General features: G+C 66.1%; 21 protein-coding genes. 12 read left to right on the top strand and 9 right to left on the bottom strand.

Annotated features, from left to right (window positions below; genetic code table 11):
* On the bottom strand, window positions 1–1,335 hold a 1,335-nt coding region (locus EPK82_RS24085), incomplete at its 3' end, for an acyclic terpene utilization AtuA family protein (protein WP_134678288.1).
* Between the two features lie 248 nt (window positions 1,336–1,583).
* Between EPK82_RS24085 and EPK82_RS24080 the strand changes: the two genes are divergently transcribed.
* From EPK82_RS24080 to EPK82_RS24070, 3 genes are all read left to right on the top strand, one after another.
* Window positions 1,584–2,180 carry a TetR/AcrR family transcriptional regulator gene (locus EPK82_RS24080; protein WP_167494404.1) on the top strand — a complete coding sequence of 199 codons (597 nt, stop codon included), beginning with the start codon at window positions 1,584–1,586 and terminating at the stop codon, window positions 2,178–2,180.
* 87 nt (window positions 2,181–2,267) lie between these two features.
* On the top strand, window positions 2,268–3,053 hold the full coding sequence (locus EPK82_RS24075; protein ID WP_134678287.1) for a substrate-binding periplasmic protein: 786 nt from the start codon (window positions 2,268–2,270) through the stop codon (window positions 3,051–3,053).
* Between the two features lie 77 nt (window positions 3,054–3,130).
* The gene (locus EPK82_RS24070) at window positions 3,131–3,949 is read left to right on the top strand and encodes a substrate-binding periplasmic protein (protein ID WP_047584322.1); all 819 of its coding nucleotides are present in this window, start codon (window positions 3,131–3,133) and stop codon (window positions 3,947–3,949) included.
* Here the strand turns inward: EPK82_RS24070 and EPK82_RS24065 are convergent.
* Both EPK82_RS24065 and EPK82_RS24060 read right to left on the bottom strand, forming a co-directional pair.
* Window positions 3,900–4,658, bottom strand: a complete 759-nt coding sequence (locus EPK82_RS24065) for a CPBP family intramembrane glutamic endopeptidase (protein ID WP_134678286.1) — start codon at window positions 4,656–4,658, stop codon at window positions 3,900–3,902. The two genes, EPK82_RS24070 and EPK82_RS24065, sit on opposite strands and share 50 nt — an antisense overlap.
* Window positions 4,659–4,757: 99 nt before the next feature.
* On the bottom strand, window positions 4,758–4,925 hold the full coding sequence (locus tag EPK82_RS24060) for a DUF2897 family protein (RefSeq protein ID WP_080756935.1): 168 nt from the start codon (window positions 4,923–4,925) through the stop codon (window positions 4,758–4,760).
* Between the two features lie 209 nt (window positions 4,926–5,134).
* Here EPK82_RS24060 and EPK82_RS24055 point away from each other — a divergent pair, with 209 nt between their 5' ends.
* The 5 genes from EPK82_RS24055 (at window position 5,135) to EPK82_RS24035 (ending at window position 10,083) form a co-directional block, all read left to right on the top strand.
* Window positions 5,135–6,409 (top strand): sensor histidine kinase, encoded by a 1,275-nt coding sequence (locus tag EPK82_RS24055; RefSeq protein ID WP_257229428.1) that lies wholly within the window; start codon window positions 5,135–5,137, stop codon window positions 6,407–6,409.
* A complete protein-coding gene (locus EPK82_RS24050; RefSeq protein ID WP_134678289.1) occupies window positions 6,406–7,323 on the top strand; it encodes a response regulator in 918 nt (305 codons plus the stop codon). The genes EPK82_RS24055 and EPK82_RS24050 overlap by 4 nt, the downstream gene beginning before the upstream one ends.
* A gap of 143 nt (window positions 7,324–7,466) precedes the next feature.
* Entirely contained in the window at window positions 7,467–8,168 is a 702-nt protein-coding gene (pyrF, locus tag EPK82_RS24045) for an orotidine-5'-phosphate decarboxylase (RefSeq protein ID WP_134678285.1), read from the top strand.
* A gap of 139 nt (window positions 8,169–8,307) precedes the next feature.
* Complete coding sequence (locus EPK82_RS24040; protein ID WP_037054320.1) at window positions 8,308–9,069, top strand: SDR family oxidoreductase; 762 nt, start codon at window positions 8,308–8,310, stop codon at window positions 9,067–9,069.
* 111 nt (window positions 9,070–9,180) lie between these two features.
* Complete coding sequence (locus EPK82_RS24035) at window positions 9,181–10,083, top strand: bile acid:sodium symporter family protein (RefSeq protein ID WP_037054318.1); 903 nt, start codon at window positions 9,181–9,183, stop codon at window positions 10,081–10,083.
* Window positions 10,084–10,138: 55 nt separating this feature from the next.
* Here the strand turns inward: EPK82_RS24035 and EPK82_RS24030 are convergent, their stop codons facing one another.
* Both EPK82_RS24030 and EPK82_RS24025 read right to left on the bottom strand, forming a co-directional pair.
* On the bottom strand, window positions 10,139–11,329 hold the full coding sequence (locus EPK82_RS24030; protein WP_134678284.1) for a benzoate/H(+) symporter BenE family transporter: 1,191 nt from the start codon (window positions 11,327–11,329) through the stop codon (window positions 10,139–10,141).
* Window positions 11,329–11,940, bottom strand: a complete 612-nt coding sequence (locus EPK82_RS24025) for a LysE family translocator (RefSeq protein ID WP_134678283.1) — start codon at window positions 11,938–11,940, stop codon at window positions 11,329–11,331. Before EPK82_RS24025 ends, EPK82_RS24030 begins: the two co-directional genes overlap by 1 nt.
* 142 nt (window positions 11,941–12,082) lie before the next feature.
* Here EPK82_RS24025 and EPK82_RS24020 point away from each other — a divergent pair, with 142 nt between their 5' ends.
* Window positions 12,083–12,730, top strand: coding sequence for a hypothetical protein (locus EPK82_RS24020; RefSeq protein WP_134678282.1), 648 nt, complete (start codon window positions 12,083–12,085; stop codon window positions 12,728–12,730).
* A 54-nt stretch (window positions 12,731–12,784) separates the two neighbouring features.
* On the opposite strand, the gene EPK82_RS24015 is transcribed toward EPK82_RS24020, so the two are convergent.
* From EPK82_RS24015 to EPK82_RS24000, 4 genes are all read right to left on the bottom strand, one after another.
* Window positions 12,785–15,208 (bottom strand): TonB-dependent siderophore receptor, encoded by a 2,424-nt coding sequence (locus EPK82_RS24015; protein ID WP_134678281.1) that lies wholly within the window; start codon window positions 15,206–15,208, stop codon window positions 12,785–12,787.
* Window positions 15,209–15,290: 82 nt separating this feature from the next.
* Complete coding sequence (locus tag EPK82_RS24010; protein WP_134678280.1) at window positions 15,291–16,250, bottom strand: FecR family protein; 960 nt, start codon at window positions 16,248–16,250, stop codon at window positions 15,291–15,293.
* Window positions 16,247–16,765 carry an RNA polymerase sigma factor gene (locus tag EPK82_RS24005; RefSeq protein WP_037054308.1) on the bottom strand — a complete coding sequence of 173 codons (519 nt, stop codon included), beginning with the start codon at window positions 16,763–16,765 and terminating at the stop codon, window positions 16,247–16,249. The genes EPK82_RS24010 and EPK82_RS24005 overlap by 4 nt, the downstream gene beginning before the upstream one ends.
* Before the next feature lie 135 nt (window positions 16,766–16,900).
* Window positions 16,901–17,416 (bottom strand): MarR family winged helix-turn-helix transcriptional regulator, encoded by a 516-nt coding sequence (locus EPK82_RS24000; protein ID WP_047584269.1) that lies wholly within the window; start codon window positions 17,414–17,416, stop codon window positions 16,901–16,903.
* Window positions 17,417–17,498: 82 nt separating this feature from the next.
* Here EPK82_RS24000 and EPK82_RS23995 point away from each other — a divergent pair, with 82 nt between their 5' ends.
* The 3 genes from EPK82_RS23995 (at window position 17,499) to arcD (ending at window position 20,871) form a co-directional block, all read left to right on the top strand.
* A complete protein-coding gene (locus EPK82_RS23995) occupies window positions 17,499–18,656 on the top strand; it encodes an aminotransferase-like domain-containing protein (protein WP_134678279.1) in 1,158 nt (385 codons plus the stop codon).
* 115 nt (window positions 18,657–18,771) lie between these two features.
* Window positions 18,772–19,374 carry a glutathione S-transferase family protein gene (locus EPK82_RS23990; protein WP_134678278.1) on the top strand — a complete coding sequence of 201 codons (603 nt, stop codon included), beginning with the start codon at window positions 18,772–18,774 and terminating at the stop codon, window positions 19,372–19,374.
* Between the two features lie 69 nt (window positions 19,375–19,443).
* Complete coding sequence (gene arcD / locus EPK82_RS23985; protein ID WP_037054299.1) at window positions 19,444–20,871, top strand: arginine-ornithine antiporter; 1,428 nt, start codon at window positions 19,444–19,446, stop codon at window positions 20,869–20,871.
* The last annotated feature ends 1 nt before the right edge of the window (window position 20,872 follow it).

The following is a 20,872-nucleotide window of genomic DNA, read 5'->3' as shown; positions in this document are numbered from 1 at the left end:
CACCTCCAGGGTGCAGGCGCTCTTGTCCACGAGGAAGCTGAACAGGCGGATCACCGGGTACACGGTCGGTCGTCCGCCGACGATGCCGGTCAGGCCGGGGGCCATGCCGGTGGCGGCCTGGGCGATCTCGCGGGAGAACAGCAGCAGTGCTTCTTTCCTGGCATGACGCGCGGCGATCTTCACCACCACTTCGCGGCTGTAGCGGCGATGGGCGTGGGCGCCGTAGGTGGCTTCACTGCCGAGCAGCTCGATGCTGACCTCCTGGTACGGGCCCCAGTCGCGCTCGGCGAACAGCTCTTCGGTCTTGCGGATGATCGCCTGGCTGACCCGTTCGGCCTTGGCCACGGCATCGATGCCGGCGAGCAGGAAACTGGCGGTGCAGCGGAAACCGTCCGGGTGGGTGGCGCTGACCTTGTAGCGGTCGCCGGGAGGCAGACCGCGGGCACCCTGCAGCTGCACCCGGTCAGGGCCGACCTGGCTCAGCTGCACCTGGGTGAAATCGCAGACCACGTCCGGCAGCAGATAGGCGCGCGGGTCGCCAATCTCGTAGAGCATCTGCTCGCCGACGGTGAAAGGCGTGACCAGGCCGCCGGAACCTTCCGGCTTGGTCACGACGAAATGGCCATCGTCCGCGACCTCGACGATGGGGAAGCCGATGTGTTCGTAGTCCGGCACGTCGCGCCAGTCGGTGAAGTTGCCGCCGGTGCACTGCGCGCCGCATTCGATGATGTGCCCGGCCAGGGCGGCCTGGGCCAGCCTGTCGTAGTCGTCCCAGGCCCAGCCGAATTCGTGCACCAGGGCGGCGCTGACCACGGCGCTGTCGACCACGCGGCCGGTGATGACGATATCGGCACCGCGTTCGAGCGCGGCGACGATGCCCGGTGCGCCCAGGTAGGCGTTGACCGATACACAGAAGGGCGGCAGCGGCGCGTCGCTGAACATCTCGCGGGTACCGGCCTTGACCAGTTCGCCAAGCTTGGGCTGCAGGTTGTCGCCATGCAGCACGGCGATCTTCAGTTGCACGCCGGCCTGCTCGCAGGCCGCCTTCAGGGCCGCGGCACAAGCCATCGGGTTGACCCCGCCGGCGTTGCTGATGACGCGGATGCGCTTGTGCGCCAGTTCGCCCAGCAGGGGCGTGAGCACCTCGACGAAGTCGCGGGCGTAGCCCTCGTCGGGCTTCTTCATCCGTGCGCCGGCCATGATCGACATGGTGATCTCGGCCAGGTAGTCGAACACCAGATAGTCCAGCTCGGCCCCGCGAACCAGCTGGGCGGCGGCGGTGGAGGTGTCGCCCCAGAATGCGGAGGCGCAGCCGATGCGTACGGTTTTAGTCATTGTGATGGCCCGTGACACATTGAAGGGATGCGTCGACATTACCAAGCAAGCGCTTGGTTGAAAAGCGCCGGGAGAGGGCAAAACGGCCAAAAATGCGCCCAAGCGCTTGCTTGGTAGGTGTTCGGCGCATACATTTCATCATGCAAGACAAGTACTTGCCGGCAGCATCGAGAATTCATCAGAACAATTGCCGGGCAGGGCAGTGAGGGGGATCAGTCAGCGTGGAAGAACACAGGGCCCAGGCGGTAATGCAGGAACTGGTCGAGACAGGCCGGATTACCGACCCGGACAGCGCACGCGGCAAGCTGCTGCAGATGGCCGCCCATCTGTTTCGCAGCAAGGGCTACGAACGCACGACGGTGCGCGACCTGGCCGCCGCCATCGGCATCCAGTCGGGCAGCATCTTTCATCACTTCAAGAGCAAGGACGAGATCCTGCGCTCGGTGATGGAGGAGACCATCGTCTACAACACCGCGCTGATGCGTGCGGCGCTGGCGCAGGCGCAAGGCACTCGCGAGCGCCTGCTGGCGCTGATTCGCTGCGAGCTGCAATCGATCATGGGCGGTACCGGCGAGGCGATGGCGGTGCTGGTCTACGAATGGCGTTCGCTTTCCGAGGCGGGGCAGGCACAGGTGCTGGCGCTGCGTGACACCTACGAGCAGATCTGGCTGGAGGTGCTGGGCGAGGCGCGCGACGCGGGCTATTTCAACGGCGACCCGTTCATCCAGCGGCGCTTCCTCACCGGCGCGCTGAGCTGGACAACCACCTGGTTCCGCTCCCAGGGCCCGATGACCCTGGATCAGCTGGCCGAAGAGGCCTTGTCATTGGTCTGCAAGGAAGCTTGAGCAAATTGAACTAAGCTAGGGTCGATGACGACCGTTGGCGGGTTCCGAGGCGTATCGCACCCTGTATTACGTGACGCGAGGTCGAGTTTGCGTGCGCTAGTTGCTTGTCTGCTTACCTACCTCACGCTGCTGAATGTGCCGACGGCCATCGCGGCGCAGGAGGTGCGTGTCGGCGGCTACCATTTCCCTCCCTATCTGGACAAACCCGAGTCACCGCATCCGCAGGGGCTGGTCCCGGATCTGCTGCATGCGCTCAATGCATTGCAGCGGCAATACCATTTCGTGCTCGTGCCGACATCGGCGACCCGCCGCTATCGTGATCTGCAGGGCGGGCGCTTCGACCTGATCTTCTTCGAGTCGAGCCTCTGGGGCTGGGACGCGACGCCGCACCTGGAGCTGGACCTTTCCATCGACGATGCCGAGGTCTACGTCGCGGCGGCCGAACCAGGGCGTGGCCAGGCGTATTTCGACGACCTGAAGGGCAAGCGTCTGGCCCTGTACAGTGGCTATCACTATGGCTTCGCGGGTTTCGAGGCGGATCCCGAGTACCTCGCGCATACGTTCGATGCGCTTATGACCTATTCTCATGACAGCAACCTGCGGATGCTGCTGGCGCGTCGGGTGGATGTGGCGGTGGTGACCTGGTCGTACCTGCAGATGTTCCTCGACCGGAACCCGCAGCTGGTGCCCGAACTGCTGGTTTCCGAGCGTGTCGACCAGCAGTATCACCATCAGGTGTTGCTGCGTCCTGGCGGGGGGCTGACACCCGATCAGGTGGCCGGAATGCTGAGTGAGTTACAAGAAAATGGTGAGCTTCCTGCGCTACTTCGACGCTATCGTCTGACATTGGCTGGCAAAGTAGTAGCGGACTGAAAAACTATCTGGTTGGTCAGCAAAGACTCGGGTAGGCTGCACCACAACTAGAAGAAGGATTTTTTTGGGGAGTCGACATGCGGCATTCGCGGCGCTGGATTCACGGATGGCTGAGTGCTGTCTCGCTGTTGCTCGTCGGTGCAGTTTCCGCAGCCGAGACCGTCAAGGTCGGCGGTGCGCATTTCCCTCCCTATGTCGACAAATCCAATGCGCGTGAGTCGACCGGGCTGCTGCCGCAGCTGCTCGAAGCCCTCAATCAGGAGCAGAGCGACTATCACTTCACCATGCTGCCCACGGCTATCGTGCGGCGCTTCGGCGATCTGCAGCGCGGGCGCATCGACATGGCGATCTTCGAGAACCCCAGCTGGGGCTGGCAGGACATCGATGCCACGGCCGTCGACATGGGGCTGGAGGATGCCGAGCTGTTCGTCGCGCGGGACGAGGAGCTGCGTGGCCAGGACTACTTCGATCAGCTGCAGGGCAAGCGCCTGGCCCTCTACCGTGGTTACCACTACGGCTTCGCCGACTTCAACAGCGACCCTGAATTCCTGACCCGGACCTACAACGCCAACCTCGGCCATTCCCATGACAGCAACCTGCTGATGGTCCTGCGCGGTCGGGCGGACATTGCGCTGGTCACCCGTTCGAACCTCTACGACTTCATCAAGCGCAACCGCGAGCATGCCCGCGCGCTGCTGATTTCAGAGCGCATCGATCAGGTTTACCACCATCACGCCATGGTCCGTGCCGGCTCGCCGATCAGCCCCGAGGCGTTCGCCGCCTTGCTCGAGCGACTGCGGGCCAAGGGCGAGCTCGAGCGGATCTTCTCGCCGTATCGCATCGCCGTCATGCCAGTCGTAGTGGGTAGCTCAGCAGCAGCACGTGCAGAAGATTGACCGCGGCGTGCAGAGCGATCGCCAGGCTCAGGCGCCCGCTGTAGTGGAACGCCAGGCCGTAGCCGAGACCGGCCACGGCAGCCAGCAGGGCGAATAGCGCGCTGAACGGCAGATGAGCCGCGCCGAACAGGGCGGCGGTGAGCAGCAGGCCCGGCCATGTGCCCAGGCGCTGGGTCAGGGCGGGCTGCAGTACACCACGGAACAGCAGTTCCTCGGCCACCACCGCAACGCCCAGATTGACCGCCAGCCACAGCCAGAGCCCATCTGGCCATTTCGGCTGCCAGGCGACCAGGCCCAGGGCAATGGCCAGCGGCGGCACGGCGAGCAGCGTGAGGATGCAGACCAGCCCGGCGCGCGTGCAGGAGAGCGCGGGCTTGCCGGGTTGCCCCAACCACCAGGCCAGCAGCGCCATGCCCACCAGCAGTTTGTCCCAGGACAGGCGCAGCGCGTAAGGTGCCGCGTCAGGGCTCAGCTGGCGCGGCTCCCATAGCGGCCATGGTCTGAAGCCCGGCAACAGGTGCGCGGCCAGGGCAATGCCGCCGAGCAGGACCAGGATGACCCACGGCCCGTTCGGCAGTGATCGATGACCGAGCAGCACGGCAGCAATGAACAGCGCGCCGAGCAGCAGGCCGATCGGCTGGATGAAACCCGTCGCGAAACCCAGCGCCAGGGTGAAGGCTGGAATCAGCAAGCGCAGGTGCAGGGGCATGGCGCCTCCTCGTGAACGAGGGGCGCAGTCTAGCAGGAGTGGGCGAGCCGTTCGGCGACCCTGTTCGAGTCTGTCGCGGCAGGTCGATGAGTCGCCGCTTCAGCGTTCGCGATTGTCCTTGGCGTCCTGTTCGGCATTGCGCTCGTGAATGCGCTTGAGCTGTTCCTCGGTCAACGGCAGTTTCTTCGCCGTGTCACGCAGCATCAGCAGGCTGCCGACGATGGAGCCCAGGGCGATAACCAGGATGAGCCAGGCGTACCAGGGCATGGAGGGTTCCTCTCGGGGGATGGACCTTCACCATACGCGCTCGGCTGTCTGTTGTCAGGCGGGCTCCCCGACGGCGCTCGGCTGCGCCTGAAGCACGGGTGCGATCGTGATCTCTGTCACATGATGGCAACTTGGCGCTGTTTGAATGGCGACTTTCAGACAGCTGGGGGAGGCTGTTCGTGACCCAAGCCAGAGCGCTGCAATCGCTGATGCGAGCGGTCGAACCACTCGCTGCGTCGATGAGTATCAATGAGGTGGCCGACCTGTTCCTGGCGGCCGAGCACCGCGCCTTTCTTTCCCTGCCGGTGGTCGATGACCAGGGACTGCCATTGGGGCTGGTCAGCCGCGCCACCTTGCAGGACATCTTCATGCAGCGCTTCGGCCGCGACCTGCGCGGGCGCCACCCGGTGGGCGAGGTGATGAATCCCGCGCCGCTGATCGTCTCGCTCGAGGCCGGCCTGGAAGAGGCGGCCAAGCAGGTCACGGCGCAGTTGCAGTACCCGATCACCGAGGACTTCATCCTCATCGATGGCCAGGGCCACTACTGCGGCCTGGGTACCGTGCTCGACCTGCTCAAGGCCATGGAGGCGCGGGTCGCGCAGCGCAATCGCGTGCTGCGCCAGGCGCTGGTGGACCTCAAGGAGTCCCAGGCGCAGCTGCTGCAGTCGGAGAAGATGGCCTCGCTGGGGCAGATGGTGGCGGGTGTCGCCCATGAGCTGAATACCCCGCTGGGCTATGTGAAGAACAACGTGCAGCTGCTGCGTGAGCTCAGCGCGCCGCTGTTCGATCTGGCCGCGGCCCAGGCGCATCTGGGCCAGTGCCTGAACGATCCCGGCTGCGACGAAGCGCGCCTGGGCGAGGCCTTGCAGGCTGCCGAACAGGCGCGCCGGCAGGCGGCCCCGGAGCTGCTCGCCGAGGACCTGCAGCAGCTCTACGGGGACACCCTGTATGGCCTGGAGCAGATCGCCGAACTGGTGGTCGGCCTGAAGGACTTCGCCCGCCTGGACCGGGCCATGAGCGAAGAGGTCGACCTCAACGACTGCATCCGCAGTGCGCTGCTGATCGCCCGCAACCACATCAAGGACAAGGCCGAGGTGGTGCAGCAGCTCGGCGAGTTGCCCCGCGTTGCCTGCGCGCCCTCGCAGATCAACCAGGTCCTGCTCAACCTGCTGACCAACGCGGCGCAGGCCATCGACGGGGTCGGGCGCATCCAGATCCGCAGCTGGGCGGACGAGCAGGGTGTTCACGTCTCGTTGCAGGACAACGGCAGCGGCATGCCGGCCGAGGTCCTGGCGAAGATCTTCGATCCCTTCTTCACCACCAAGCCCGTGGGGCAGGGCACCGGCCTGGGCCTGTCCATCAGTTACAAGATCATCCAGGACCACGGCGGCCAGATCCGTGTCGCCTCCGAACCGGGACGCGGCACGCGTTTCCTGATCAGCCTGCCACTGCCCGTCACCGTCGCCATGAAAAGGAGCGCCTGATGTCCGCACCCGTTCGCATACTGTTCGTCGACGATGAAGAGCGCATTCTGCGCAGCCTCGCCCTGCAATTCCGGCGTCACTACGAGGTGCTGACCGAGAGCGACCCGCTGCGCGCCCTGCAGCGCCTGCGCGACGAGCACATCCATGTGCTGGTCAGCGATCAGCGCATGCCGCAGATGAGCGGGGCGCAGCTGCTCGCCGAGGCGCGCGAGATCGCACCGGACACCCTGCGCATCCTGCTGACCGGCTACTCCGATCTGGATGCGGCGGTGGAAGCACTGAACAACGGTGGCATCTTCCGCTACCTGACCAAGCCCTGGGATCAGCAGGAAATGGCCTTCACCCTGCGCCAGGCCGCCGAGCTGGCCGTGCGTCAGGCCCAGCCGCTGCTTGCCAGCACCCACGAACAGCTGAGCGCACCGCTCTCGCTGCTGTTGCTGGACGACGAGCCCGACACCCTCGCCGTGGTCGGCGAGTTCTGCGTGGCCGGGGGGCATCGCCTGCTGCGTGCACGCAACCTCGCCGAGGCGATGCTGCAACTGAACAACGAGCGCGTGGATATCCTGGTCAGCGACCTCAAGCTTGCCGGCGAAGACACCGCGCCGCTGCTCAAGACCCTGGCCCAGGCCCACCCGCGCTTGCTCAGTCTGGTGGTCACGCCGTTTCAGGACACCCAGGCCCTGCTGCGCCTGGTCAACGAGGCGCAGATCTTTCGCTACCTGCCCAAGCCGATTCGCCGTGGCCTGTTCGACAAGGGCCTCAAGGCTGCCGCCGAACAGGCGGCGATCTGGCGCGCGCAGCCGCAGCAGGTGGTCAGCCGCCTGGCCGAGGTGCCGCGTGACGAGCGTGAGCAGGAAAAGGTCGGCAGCCTGATGGGCATGCTCGGGCGCCTGCGAGAGCGGCTGATCGCCTGATTGCATGCCGTCGGCCGCGCCCCCTCCGCGGCCTGCGGCAGGCGAGCGCGTTCTGCGGTGGCTCCGGGTGGCGTGCTGCTCCAGCGCCCGGTCGCTTTGCGCTACAATGCGCGGCGTTTTTGACCCAGCCCGAGAGCCGCCCCATGCCTGCCTGCCAAACCCCCATCATCGTCGCCCTCGACTTCCCCAGCCGTGACGCCGCCCTGGCGCTGGCCGACCAGCTCGATCCGGCGCTGTGCCGGGTAAAGGTCGGCAAGGAGCTGTTCACCCGCAGCGGCCCGCAAGTGGTCGAGGCGCTGCAGGCCAAGGGCTTCGAGCTGTTTCTCGACCTGAAATTCCACGACATTCCGAACACCACGGCGATGGCGGTCAAGGCGGCGGCGGAGATGGGCGTGTGGATGGTCAACGTGCATTGCTCCGGCGGCCTGCGCATGATGGCGGCCTGCCGCAACGAACTGGACAAGCTGGCTGGCGCCAAGCCGCTGCTGATCGGCGTGACCGTGCTGACCAGCATGGAGCAGCAGGACCTGGCCGGTATCGGCCTGGACGTAGCGCCGCAGGTGCAGGTGCTGCGTCTGGCCGGCCTGGCTGCCGAAGCGGGGCTCGACGGCCTGGTCTGCTCGGCGCAGGAGGCGCCGGCGCTCAAGCTCGAACAGCCGGGTCTGCAACTGGTGACGCCCGGCATTCGTCCGGCCGGCAGCAGTGCCGACGACCAGAAGCGCATTCTGACCCCGCGTCAGGCGCTGGATGCCGGCTCCGACTACCTGGTGATCGGTCGTCCGATCAGCCAGGCCGCCAACCCGGCGCAGGCGCTGGCCGCCGTGGTCGCCGAACTGCAGGGCTGAGCCGCGCGCCGACCCAGGGCGCCACGCCATCAGCGCCCTGCATGACCTGTCACTCCAGAGCCTGATAGTGCTGCTCTGCGCCCAGCCGTCTGGCTAGACTCCTCGCCAATTCAACAAGAATCGCTGCGAGGAAGCAGACATGAGCATGACGTTTTCCGGCCAGGTCGCCCTGGTCACCGGCGCCGCGGCCGGCATAGGCCGCGCCACCGCCCAGGCATTCGCCGCCGAAGGGCTCAAGGTGGTGGTTTCCGATGTCGACGTGGCTGGCGGTGAAGGCACCGTCGAGCTGATTCGTGCCGCCGGTGGTGACGCCTGCTTCGTGCGCTGCGACGTTACCCGCGATGCCGAGGTGAAGGCCCTGATGGAGGCGACCCTGAGCCAGTACGGCCGCCTGGACTATGCCTTCAACAATGCCGGTATCGAGATCGAGCAGGGCAAGCTGGCCGACGGCAACGAGGCCGAGTTCGACGCGATCATGGGCGTCAACGTCAAGGGCGTGTGGCTGTGCATGAAGCACCAGATACCGCTCCTGCTGGCCCAGGGTGGCGGCGCCATCGTCAACACGGCGTCGGTGGCGGGCCTGGGGGCGGCGCCGAAGATGAGCATCTATGCGGCTTCCAAGCACGCGGTGATCGGCCTGACCAAGTCGGCGGCAGTGGAATACGCGAAGAAGAAGGTGCGCGTCAATGCGGTATGCCCCGCCGTGATCGACACCGACATGTTCCGCCGCGCCTACGAGGCCGACCCGCGCAAGGCCGAGTTCGCCGCCGCCATGCATCCGGTCGGGCGCATCGGCAAGGTGGAAGAAATCGCCGCGGCGGTGCTGTACCTGTGCAGCGATCACGCCGGCTTCACCACCGGCCAGGCCCTGGCCGTCGACGGTGGCGCCACGGCGATCTGATCGCACCCGTGCGGGAGGCGATCACGGGCGAATCTTGGCACGCAGGGCCACTGTCAGCGGTGGTCCTGACTGCGCAGAATCCTGCCAGGTTGAACAGGAGCGATAACAATAATGACCGCCGATCCCTTGCTGACGCTTTTCCTTCCCGCCGCGCTGGGCATCATCATGCTCGGCCTGGGCCTGTCGTTGAGCCTGGCCGACTTCGCCCGCGTGGCCAAGTTTCCCCGGCCGGTGCTGATCGGCCTGGCCTGCCAGTTGCTCCTGCTGCCGCTGGCCTGCTTCTTCCTGGCCAAGCTGTTCGGCCTGGCGCCGGCGCTGGCCGTCGGCCTGATGCTGCTGGCGGCCTCGCCGGGCGGTACCACGGCCAACCTCTACAGCCACCTGGCCCATGGCGACGTGGCGTTGAACATCACCCTGACCGCCGTCAATTCGGTGGTCGCCATCCTGACCATGCCGCTGATCGTCAACCTGTCGCTGGCGCACTTCATGTCCGCCGACCAGGCCATTCCGCTGCAGTTCGCCAAAGTGGTGCAGGTGTTCGCCATCGTCCTCGGTCCGGTTGCCATCGGCATGTGGCTGCGCAGCCGTTTCCCGCACTTCGCCGAGCGCATGCAGAAGCCGGTGAAGATCGTTTCGGCGCTGTTCCTGCTGCTGATCATCCTGCTGGCGGTGGCCAAGGACTGGCGCACCTTCGTCGAGTACGCGCCGGCGGTGGGTGGTGCGGCGCTGGCCTTCAACCTGCTGAGCATGGCGGTGGGCTACTGCGTGCCGCGCCTGCTCAAGCTCGATCTGCGCCAGGCCATCGCTATCGCCATGGAGATCGGTATCCACAACGGCACCCTGGCCATCGCGCTGGCGCTGAGCCCGGCGTTGCTGAACAACCCGACCATGGCCATTCCGGCGGCGATCTACAGCCTGATCATGTTCGTCACGGCGGCGCTGTTCGGCCTGTGGGTCAACCGCGTACACGGCGCTGAGCTGGTCGAGCCGGTGGCTCAGGGCGACGGGGCGTAGCCGCGGCAAAGCGAGAGGCTCCGCAGGAGCCCCTCGCGGGTGCGCCTGAACCCGCTCAGCGTTTGCCGGCGTTGAGGATCGCCAGGGTCAGCAGGCCGGCGACGATGCCCCAGAATGCCGAGCCGACGCCTGCCAGGGTCATGCCCGAGGCGGTGACCAGGAAGGTGATCAGCGCCGCTTCACGCTCGTTCGGTTCGCTCATGGCCTGGGTCAGGCCGCCGATGATCGAGGCGAACAGCGCCAGCGCGGCGATGGACAGGATCAGCGCGGCCGGCAGGGCGGCGAAGAGCGAGGCCAGCGTTGCGCCGAAGAGGCCGGCGATGGCGTAGAACACACCGCACCAGACCGCCGCCGTGTAGCGCTTGTGCGGGTCTTCGTGGGCCTCCGGACCGGCGCAGATGGCGGCACTGATGGCGGCCATGTGGATGCCGTGACTGCCGAACGGCGCCATCAGGATCGACACCAGGCCGGTGCTGGTCAGCAGCGGCGAGGCCGGTACGTCGTAGCCATTGGCACGCAGCACGGCCATGCCCGGCAGGTTCTGCGAGGCCATGGCGACGATGAACAGCGGGATGCCGATGCTGATCGCCGCAGCCAGGGAGAAGCTCGGCGTGGTCCATTGCGGCGTGGCCAGCTGCAGTTCGAAACCGCTGAAATCGAGCAGGCCGAAGAGGCCGGCCAGCAGGCTGCCGACGATCAGCGCGGCGAGTACCGCGTAGCGCGGCCACAGGCGCTTGCCGAACAGGTAGACGAGCAGCATGGCGACCACCAGGGTCGGCTGCTGCTCGGCTGCCACGCAGATTTCCAGGCCGATCTTGAACAGCACTCCGGCCAGCAGAGCGGCGGCGATGGAGGCAGGGATGCGGCGCATCAGGCGATCGAAGGTGCCGGTCAGGCCGATCAGCAGGATCAGGCCCGACGCGAGGATGTAGGCGCCGATGGCTTCGCCGTAGGACACCTGCGGCAGGCTGGTGATCAGCAGCGCGGCGCCCGGGGTGGACCAGGCGATCATCACCGGCGCGCGGTAGCGCAGCGAGAGGACGATGCAGCACAGCGCCATGCCGATCGACAGGGCCCAGATCCACGAGGATATCTGGCCAGCGCTCAGGCCTGCCGCCTGGCCGGCCTGGAACATCAGCACCAGGGAGCTGGTGTAGCCGGTGAGCATGGCGATGAAGCCGGCGACCACGGCCGACGTGGAGGTGTCCGCCAGCGGGCGCAGGCGGGTAGGGGCGACATCTTGCATCAGAACATTCCAGTGTCGACGAGGATGGGATAGAGCGAGGCGACCAGCAGCAGGGCCATGCCGATGTTGAACGCGCGCAGCAGGTGCGGGTTGTCCAGCCAGTTGCGCAGCAGGCTGCCGGCCACCGTCCACAGGCCCACGCTGGGGCAGTTGACGAGGGCGAACAGCGCCGCGATCAGCAGCACGTTACTGAAGAAACCGTCCTGCGGCGTATAGGTGGTTATCGCGCCGATGGCCATGATCCACGCCTTGGGGTTGACCCACTGAAAGGCGGCAGCCTGGAGGAAGGTGAAGGGCTTCGCGGTCGGGTTCTCGCGGCTCTGCGGGGCGCCGGACTGGGCGATCTTCCAGGCCAGATAGAGCAGGTAGGCGGCGCCGACATAGCGCAGCACCTCGTGCAGCACGGGCACGCGCTCGAACAGCTGGCCAAGGCCCAGCCCTGTCGCCGTCACCAGAAGCATGAAGCCCAGGCTGATACCGAGCATGTGCGGAATGCTGCGGCGCAAGCCGAAGTTCACGCCCGAGGCCAGCAGCATCATGTTGTTGGGCCCCGGCGTCACCGAGGTGACGAAGGCGAAGGTGATGAAGGCGAGCAGGAGTTCGGGCGTCATTGTTGTTCTCCGGTGACTGGCAAAGCCTATTGCGCTGCCGGCATGAAGTCGCGATACAGCCACGCCTGGGTTGAACCGTACAGTCTGTTCAAGCGGGACCTGGCTGGTTAGCCTGCAGCCATCGTCGAACAGGGGCAGGGTGATGCAGCCGGACAATCCCTACAGCGCACCGCAGGTGGAATTGCTCGACCGTCGTGGGGGGCCGCCACTGCCGGGCTGGAGCGCCCGCCAGCTGCGCGTGCTTGGCTGGCTGGCGCTGGTGGCGGTGCTGGCCAATGCCCTGGTGGTCGGCCTGACCCTGGCCGGCGCATGGCTGGATGAGCGCGAGGCGCAGCGGCTGCAGAGCTACATCGGCTGGTTGAGCCTGATGCTGGTGCTGCTTGGCTGCTACCTGCTGCTGCGCTTCAAGGCGTTCGCCGAGGCACGCTTCGCCGCCCGGCAGCTGGGGGCTCCGATCTGGAGCCTGCTGCTGGTGACGGTGTCGCTGGAACTGGCGGACCGCGCATTCGGCGAGCAGCTGTTCACCGCCCTGGATTGGCCGACGCTGGGCTACATGCTGCTGCTGGCGCTGATGGGCGCCTGCACCGCCTGGTTGGGGATTCGCCTGCTGAAGGTGGCATGCCCCTATCCGGCGCTGAAGGTGATGGCCTGGCTCGACATCGTCGGCGGGGTGATGCTGGCCAGCGTGATACTGGCGCTGCTGGCCGTGCTGCCCCTGCTCGGTGTCGGAGTGGCGCTGATGTGGGTGTTCTTCAGTGCGGCGGCCGAGTTGCCGGAGCAGGTTGACTGAGGGTGTTGCATAGGGCCGGAGCCGCCCGCTGGGCGACCCCGGTGGCGTGCCTGCCTACCACTTGTAGTCGAGGCTGGCAGTGACCCGGCGCGGGTCGCCGGCATAGCAGTAGAAGCCGTCGCAGGTGGCCAGGTACTCCTTGTCGAACAGGTTGCTGGCATTGAGCGACACACTGGCACCGCGCAGGCTGCTATCGAGCTGGCCCAGGTCGTAGCGCACGACGGCGTCGTAGACGGTGTAGGCGCTGCTGTGGCCGTCGGAGGCGTCGCGCACGAAACCCATGCTGCCGACCGAGATGTTGTCCGTGGAGCCGACGAAGCGAGCGCCGAAGCCGACGCCAAAGCCGGCCAGTACGCCCTGAGTCCAGTCGTAGTCAGCCCAGATCGAAGCTTGGTGCTCCGGAACCAGAGGAAGGGCACGGTTCTCGTCTCGAGGATCAGCCGTATCGATCATCTTGCTGTTGGTATAGGTGTAGGAAGCGGTCAGGCTGAGGTTTTCCGTGACGTTGCCGGTGGCCTCCAGCTCCAGGCCGCGAACCTCTACTTCACGTACGGGCTCGCTGGCCCCCAGCGTGTTAGTCGTGATGATGTTCTGGCGTTTCAGGTCATAAACTGCGGCAGTGAACAGCATGTCGCTGCCAGGTGGCTGGTACTTGATGCCCAGTTCGTACTGCTTGCCCGTGCTGGGCTGGAAGGCTTCTCCGGTGCCAGCGCCGGCGTTTACCATGCCGCCTGCTTCGGCCTGGAAGGACTCGGCATAGGAGAGGTACGGGGTGAAACCGCTGTCGAAGACGTAGCTGAGCGCCGCGTTGCCGCTGAACTGGCTGTCGCGGCGGCTGTCTTTGGCGTCGCTGGCGTTGTGGAACACCGAGTCGGTTTCCAGTCGGTCCCAGCGCCCGCCGAGGGTCAGGCGCCAGGCGTCCAGGGCGATCTGATCCTGCAGGTAGAGGCCGGTGTTGCGGCGCTTCTGGTTGTAGTCCTGTAAGGCGCCGTAGGTGACGCCGCTGAAGTCCCGGCCGTAGATCGGGGTGATGATGTTGCTGCTCGGTGCGCTGCCGTAGAGCCAGCGGTAGTCGGTATTCACCCGCAGGTAATCCAGGCCGAGCAGCAGGGTGTGATCCAGCGCGCCGGTGCTGAAGTCGGCCTGGAAGTTGTTGTCCACGGCGAAATGGCTGATGTTCTCGTCGTACACGTTGGCCCCGCGGCTGACGCTGCCGTCGTCGCTGACCGCACCGGACCAGCCACCTGCGGTGATGATCTGGTTGTCCAGTTCGAGCTTGCTGTAGCGCAGGTTCTGGCGGAACTGCCAGATGTCGTCGAGACGGTGCTCGAAGGCATAGCCCAGGGCATAGAAGGTCTTGTCGTAGAACTCCCAGTCGGGGTCGCCGAGGTTCTTGTTGTAGTCGACCTTGCCAGCCGGCGTATCGAGCTTGGTGCCCTGCAACGGCAGGAACTGGCTGGTGCCACCGGTATCGTCGCGGTTGAACTGGCCGAGCAGGGTCAGCCTGGTCTCGTCGGCGATGTTCCAGGTCAGGCTCGGCGCCAGGTTGAAGCGCTGATCGTCGATATGCTCGACAGTCGTACCGCTGTCACGGCCGACACCGCTGAAGCGGTAGAGGAAACGACCGTCATCGTCGATCTTGCCGGTGCTGTCGAAGCTGATCTGCTTGCGCTGGTAGTTGCCGATCTGCACCTGCACCTCATGGCTGCTCTCGGCCTGCGGCCGGCGGCTGACAGCATCGACCAGGCCACCGGGCGGGGTCTGGCCATAGACCGATGAAGCCGGCCCGCGCAGCACGGCGACGCGCTCCAGGTTCCAGGTTTCCAGCTTGGCCATGGTGTAGCTGCCCTTGGGCAGCGGCAGGCCATCGAGCATCTGGATCGGTTCGAAGCCGCGGATCTTCATCCAGTCGGCGCGGCTGTCGCTGCCGTAGCTGCTGGCGATCACGCCGGGCATGTAGCGCACGGCATCGTCGAGGTTCTGCACCTTGCGATCCTGCATCTGCGCGCGGGTGGCCACGGAGATCGAGCGTGGGGTTTCCAGCAGTGGCGTATCGGTCTTGGTGCCGGTGGCCGTGCGGTTGGCCAGGTAGCCGCGAGTCGGGCCCAGGGCGTGCTCGGCCGCCTGCTCGCTGGCGGTGACGGTCACGTCCGGCAGGGCCATCGCCGCTTCCGCTGCGGGTGCCAGGCTGTAGGCGCCGCCGCGTCCCTGCAGCTGCAGGCCGGTGCCGCGCAGCGCCTGGTTCAGTGCGTCGAGGGCTTCGTAGTCGCCGCTGACCGGCGCCGAACGTTTGCCCTCGGTCAGGGCCGGGTCGATGCTCAGGGTCACGCCGGCCTGGCTGGCGATCTGATTGAGCGTCGGCGCCAGTGGGCCTGCCGGCAACTGATAGGCTTCGGCGTGGGCCAGGCCGGCATGGCCGGCGCAGGCGACGGTCAGGGCCAGCAGTGTGTGGCGGAACGGAGCAGGGCGGAAGGACATTGCGAACGTCTCCTAAGAGTTAATGTATCTCAATGCCTTCTTGCCGAAGCAGAACGAAAAAGTGACAGGGGGGGAGGGAAAACTATTTTTCCCGGGGCACCACGCGAGTCCACCAGGGGCCCAGTCGCTCGGTTTGCACGGGCAGGCTGAGGGCAATGGCGGCCAGTGCCTTGTCGCTGTCGTGCAGCGGGAAGCTGCCACTGATGCGCAGGCCGCTCAGGCTCGGATCGAGGCCCAGGTAGCCGCTGCGGTATTCGCCCAGCTGGTCGATCAGCTGTTGCAGCGGCAGGTTGTCCGCCACCAGCATGCCACGGCTCCAGGCGTCGGCGCCGACCGGTGCGGGCGAGCTGTCGCTCAGGTGATGGCGGTCCATGCGCACCTGCTCGCCGCTGTGGATGATGCGTTCCTCGGTGGCCGCCTGCGGCCTGGCGGCGACGGCCGACTGCAGGACGATCAGCTCGGTCGCCGCACCTTCGCGGCGCACCAGGAAGCGCGTGCCCAGCGCGTGCAGGCGGCCCTGCTCGGTCTCGACGATGAACGGGCGCGTATCGCCCTTGGCTGTCTGGATCAGGATCTCGCCACTGCGCAGGCGCAGGCGACGCTCTTTGGCGTCGAACTCCACGTCCAGCGCACTGCGGCTGTTGAGGCGCACCTGGCTGCGGTCGGCGAGCAACAGGTCGCGCTGCTCGCCGCTGGCGGTGTGATAGTCGGCCAGGTAGTCGTCCAGCGGGCGCTGCTGGGCCAGCAGGGTCAGGGCGACGCCGGCGGCAAGCAGCAGGCCGAGGGTGCCACCGCCCAGGCGACGCAGGCTGCGTCGGCGGTTGATGCCGCCTTGCAGCAGCGCACGGCGCGCCAGGGGCGTGTTGGCCGCCGCGAGTTGCTGATCGATCCCGCCGAGGCGGCGCCAGACCAGGCCATGCTCGGGGTGGGCGGCCAGCCACCTGGCGAACTCGCGGTGCTGTTGCTCGCTGGCATTGCCCGAACCCAGACACAGCTGCCAGGCGATCGCCTCATCCAGGGCGCGAGCCGAAACCTGGCTCATTGCGGTGCCCCATACAGCGCGACATAGCACTGGCGAAGGCCCTGGGCGAGGTACTGGCGCACGCGGGAAGGGGAGACCCCCAGACGCTCGGCGATCTCGGCATGGCCGAGACCGTCCAGGCGGTTGTAGAGGAATGCCGCGCGCGCCTTGCTCGACAGCTGACCGAGCAGGCGATCGATCTCCGCCAGCTGCTCCAGGGCCAGCGCCTGTTCTTCCGGGCTGGGTTGCACGGCCTCGGGGGCCAGTGCCAGTTCATCCAGGTAGGCGCGCTCCAGGGCATTGCGTCGGAACTGGTCGACCAGCAGCCCTTTGGCGATGGTGGTGAGCAGGGCGCGGGGTTCGCGTGGGCTGTGCAGCTCGGTGCGCCCCAGCAGGCGGACGAAGGTGTCCTGGCTCAGGTCTTCCGCGCGTTGCGCGCAGTTCAGGCTCTTGCGCAGCCAGCCGAACAGCCAGTCGCGGTGATCGCGGTAGAGCAGGCCGACCAACTGCTGATTGCTGGAGTCCTGGACCGACACACGCCCCTCGCGAGATCTAAGTTGAGTTGATAATGATTCGCATATGTTCGCAGAGGAGGCGGCCATGACGCAATCGCTGCGTCAAATCGGCGATGGATGGTTGCAGAAGGCCAGCTACAGGGGCCGCGGCCCGGACTAGTTGCTGTGGCTGGAGGCCAGGGCCAGGTTGACCTGGAGCCAGCCCTGCACGGCGTCTTCGCCCACTTCGGCGAACGCGCGCTGCAACAGGCGGGCCTGTTCCCGGCGCAGGGCCTGTTCCAGCTTGGCGCCCTCCGGCGTGAACACCAGCAGGCGCTTGCGCTTGTCGTCCGCTGCCGCCTCGCTCTGCACCAGGTGCATCTCCATCAGCTGGCGCAGCGGCATGTTCAATGCCTGCTTGCTGACGCCCAGGTAACCGAGTAGTTCGCTCATGTTCAGGCCCGGGTACTTGGCGATGAAGAACAGGATGCGGTGGTGCACGCGCGACAGCCCGCGCTTGGCCAGCATCTCGTCGGGCTTGGCGGTGAAGGCCTGATAGCCGAAGAAGAAGGCCTCCATGGCGGCCTGCTGGGCGGCGGAATTGCGCATGACCTGCGCACCATTGAGGCCACCCTGGGGGCTGTCGCCGGGCGACGTTAAAAATTTCTCGGAGAAATTTTTTAGGTCAGTCATATTGACGTATCTCTGGGTGGCGGCGTAGTTTCGGTCAAGCAGTTTGACTTAATTAAACGACTTTGGCACCCCAGGACACACCATGGCCTTCTCCGAACGCATCGCCCGCCTGAAAAGCTCCCTGATCCGTGAAATTCTTGCCGCGGCGCAGCGTCCGGAGGTGATGTCCTTCGCCGGTGGCCTGCCGGCCGAGCCGATGCTGCCGAAGGTGGACTGGGCCGAGATGCCGGCGAGCATGGGCCAGTACGGCATGAGCGAAGGCGAGCCGGCGCTGCGCGAAGCCATCGCTGCCGAGGCGCGTGCCCTGGGGGTGCCGTGCGATGCCAGCCAGGTGCTGATCGTCAGTGGCTCGCAGCAGACGCTGGACCTGGCCGCCAAGCTGTTCATCGATCCGGGTACCGAAGTGCTGCTCGAGGCGCCGACCTACCTGGCGGCGCTGCAGGCGTTCCAGCTGTTCGGTGCCGACTGCATCAGCGTGCCGCAGGAGGCCGACGGCCCCGAGCTGGCCGTGCTGCGCCAGCGCCTGGAACAGCACAAGCCGGCTTTCGCCTACCTGATCCCGACGTTCCAGAATCCGTCCGCCACGCGCTACAGCGAAGCCAAGCGCGAGGCCGTGGCGGCGCTGCTCGACGAATTCGGCGTGACCCTGATCGAGGACGAGCCGTACCGCGAGCTGGTGTTCGATGCCGGCAGCGCCACGCCCATCGTCAGCCACCTGCGCAAAGCCAGCTGGATCTACACCGGTACCGTGTCCAAGACGCTGCTGCCGGGCCTGCGCGTGGGCTATCTGATCGCCACCAGGGACCTGTACCCGCACCTGCTGCGCCTGAAGCAGTCGGCCGACCTGCACACCAACCGCATCGGTCAGTGGCAGGCGCTGCAGTGGCTGGGCAGCGAGCAGTACCGTGGCCACCTGGCCGAGCTGCGCGACTTCTACCGTATCCGCCGCGACGCCATGCAGGGTGCGCTGCTGGAACATTTCGGCGATCTCGCCGAGTGGGAGGTTCCGCAGGGCGGCCTGTTCTTCTGGCTGACCCTGAAGCAGCCGCTCGATACCCGTACGCTGCTCGATGCGGCGTTGGCGCAGAATGTCGCCTTCATGCCGGGCGAGCCGTTCTTCATCGACCCGGACGCCAACCCCGGGCATCTGCGACTGAACTTCAGCCATGTGGCGCCGGAGCGCCTGGGCGAGGGTTTGCGCCGGTTGGCTGCGGTGATCCGTGCTGCGCAGGGTGCGTGAGGGTTGTTTGCCTGCAGGCGCGGCGTGAGCCGCGAGTGCTCCGGGCACGGCAGCTCCGGCAGGCAGGGTGATTGGCGGCGAGCTTGCCGCGAGGATTGATAGGGAGGGCAACGCGATGTTCAAGGTCTATGGCGACTACCGTTCGGGCAACTGCTACAAGGTCAAGCTGATGCTGCATCTGCTGGGCAAGCCGTACCAGTGGATTCCCATCGATATCCTCAAGGGCGAGACGCAGAGCGAAGCCTTCCTGGTGAAGAACCCTAACGGCAAGATTCCGGTGCTGGAGCTGGACGACGGCACCTGCCTGTGGGAGTCCAATGCCATTCTCAACTTCCTTGCCGACGGCAGCGAGTTCCTGCCCAGCGAGCCGCGCCTGCGTACTCAGGTGCTGCAGTGGCAGTTCTTCGAGCAGTACAGCCATGAGCCTTATGTCGCGGTGGCGCGCTTCATCCAGCTCTACCAGGGGATGCCCGAGGAGCGGCGCGAGGAGCACGCGCGCTGCCTGAAACTCGGCTACAAGGCGCTCAAGGTCATGGAGAGGCAGCTCGAACGCACGCCCTACCTGGTCGGTGAGCACTACTCCATCGCCGATATCGCGCTCTATGCCTATACCCATGTCGCGGACGAAGGCGGCTTCAGCCTCGAAGCCTTCCCGGCGGTGCGTGCCTGGCTCGATCGCGTGGCCAGCCACCCGCATCACGTGACCATGCTGGGCTGAGCGGGGAAGTGTGCTGGTAGGTTCACCGCTCTGGTCTAGAGTTTGGCGGTAGCTCGCAGAGGGACCGCCATGTCGGACGGAAGTCGAAAACTGAGCCTGGGTGCGCTCACTGCGCTGGTGGTGGGCTCGATGGTGGGTGGCGGGATCTTCTCGCTGCCGCAGAACATCGCCGCCCGGGCGGATGTCGGTGCGGTGCTGATCGGCTGGGGAATCACGGCGGTGGGCATGCTGGCGCTCGCGTTCGTGTTCCAGGGCCTGGCCAATCGCAAACCGGAGCTGGACGGTGGCGTATACGTCTATGCCAAAGCCGGTCTGGGCGATTACATGGGGTTCTCTTCGGCCTGGGGCTACTGGATCAGCGCCTGGCTGGGCAACGTCGGTTACTTCGTCCTGCTGTTCTCGACGCTGGGCTATTTCTTCCCGGCCTTCGGCGAGGGCAATACGCCCCTGGCCATCGGCTGCGCCTCGGTGTTGCTGTGGTGCGTGCATGCCCTGGTGCTGCGCGGGATCAGGGAGGCGGCGCTGATCAACCTGGTCACCACGGTGGCCAAGCTGGTGCCGATCCTGCTGTTCATCGTCATTGTCGGCCTGGCGTTCGATCGCGACGTCTTCACGCGGGATATCTGGGGGCGCAGCAACCCGCAGTTCGGTAGCGTGCTGGAGCAGGTGCGCAACATGATGCTGGTCACCGTGTTCGTGTTCATCGGTATCGAGGGGGCCAGCGTGTATTCCTCGCGTGCCGAACGGCGCAGGGATGTCGGCACGGCCACGGTGATCGGCTTTCTCGGGGTGCTGGCGTTGCTGATGCTGGTCAACCTGCTGTCGCTGGGGGTGATGAGCCAACCCGAGCTGGCCGCATTGCAGAACCCGTCGATGGCTGGTGTGCTGGAGCATGTGGTGGGGCGCTGGGGCGCGGTGCTGATCAGCGTCGGCCTGGCCGTCTCGCTGCTCGGTGCATTGCTGTCCTGGGCGCTGCTCTGCGCGGAGATCCTCTTCGTCGCGGCGAAGGACGGCACCATGCCGGCCTTCCTGCGCAGGGAGAGTGCCAGCAAGGTACCTGCCAATGCGCTCTGGCTGACCAACGCGATGATCCAGTTGTTCCTGCTGATCATCCTGTTCGCTCAGGGCACCTACCTGTCGCTGATCTACCTGGCGTCATCGATGATCCTGGTGCCCTATCTGTGGTCGTCGGTCTATGCGCTGCTGCTGGTGGTGCGTGGCGAGACCTACGAGGCGCAAGCCACAGTACGGCGCAAGGATCTGCTGGTCGGTCTGCTGGCGATTCTGTATGCCGCCTGGCTGCTGTATGCCGGCGGGGTGAAGTACCTGCTGCTGTCGGCGCTGCTCTACGCGCCGGGCGTGCTGCTGTTCCAGCGGGCCAAGCGCGAACTGGGCCAGGCCTTGTTCCGGCCCCATGAATGGCTGATCTTCAGCGCGGTGCTGCTGACCGCCGTGGTGGCCGGCTATGGCCTGTACGCCGGGCATTTGACCTTGTAGC

The organism is Ectopseudomonas khazarica, from assembly GCF_004521985.1.
Lineage (GTDB): Bacteria > Pseudomonadota > Gammaproteobacteria > Pseudomonadales > Pseudomonadaceae > Aquipseudomonas > Aquipseudomonas khazarica.
This window is presented reverse-complemented; position numbering and strand designations above follow the sequence as displayed.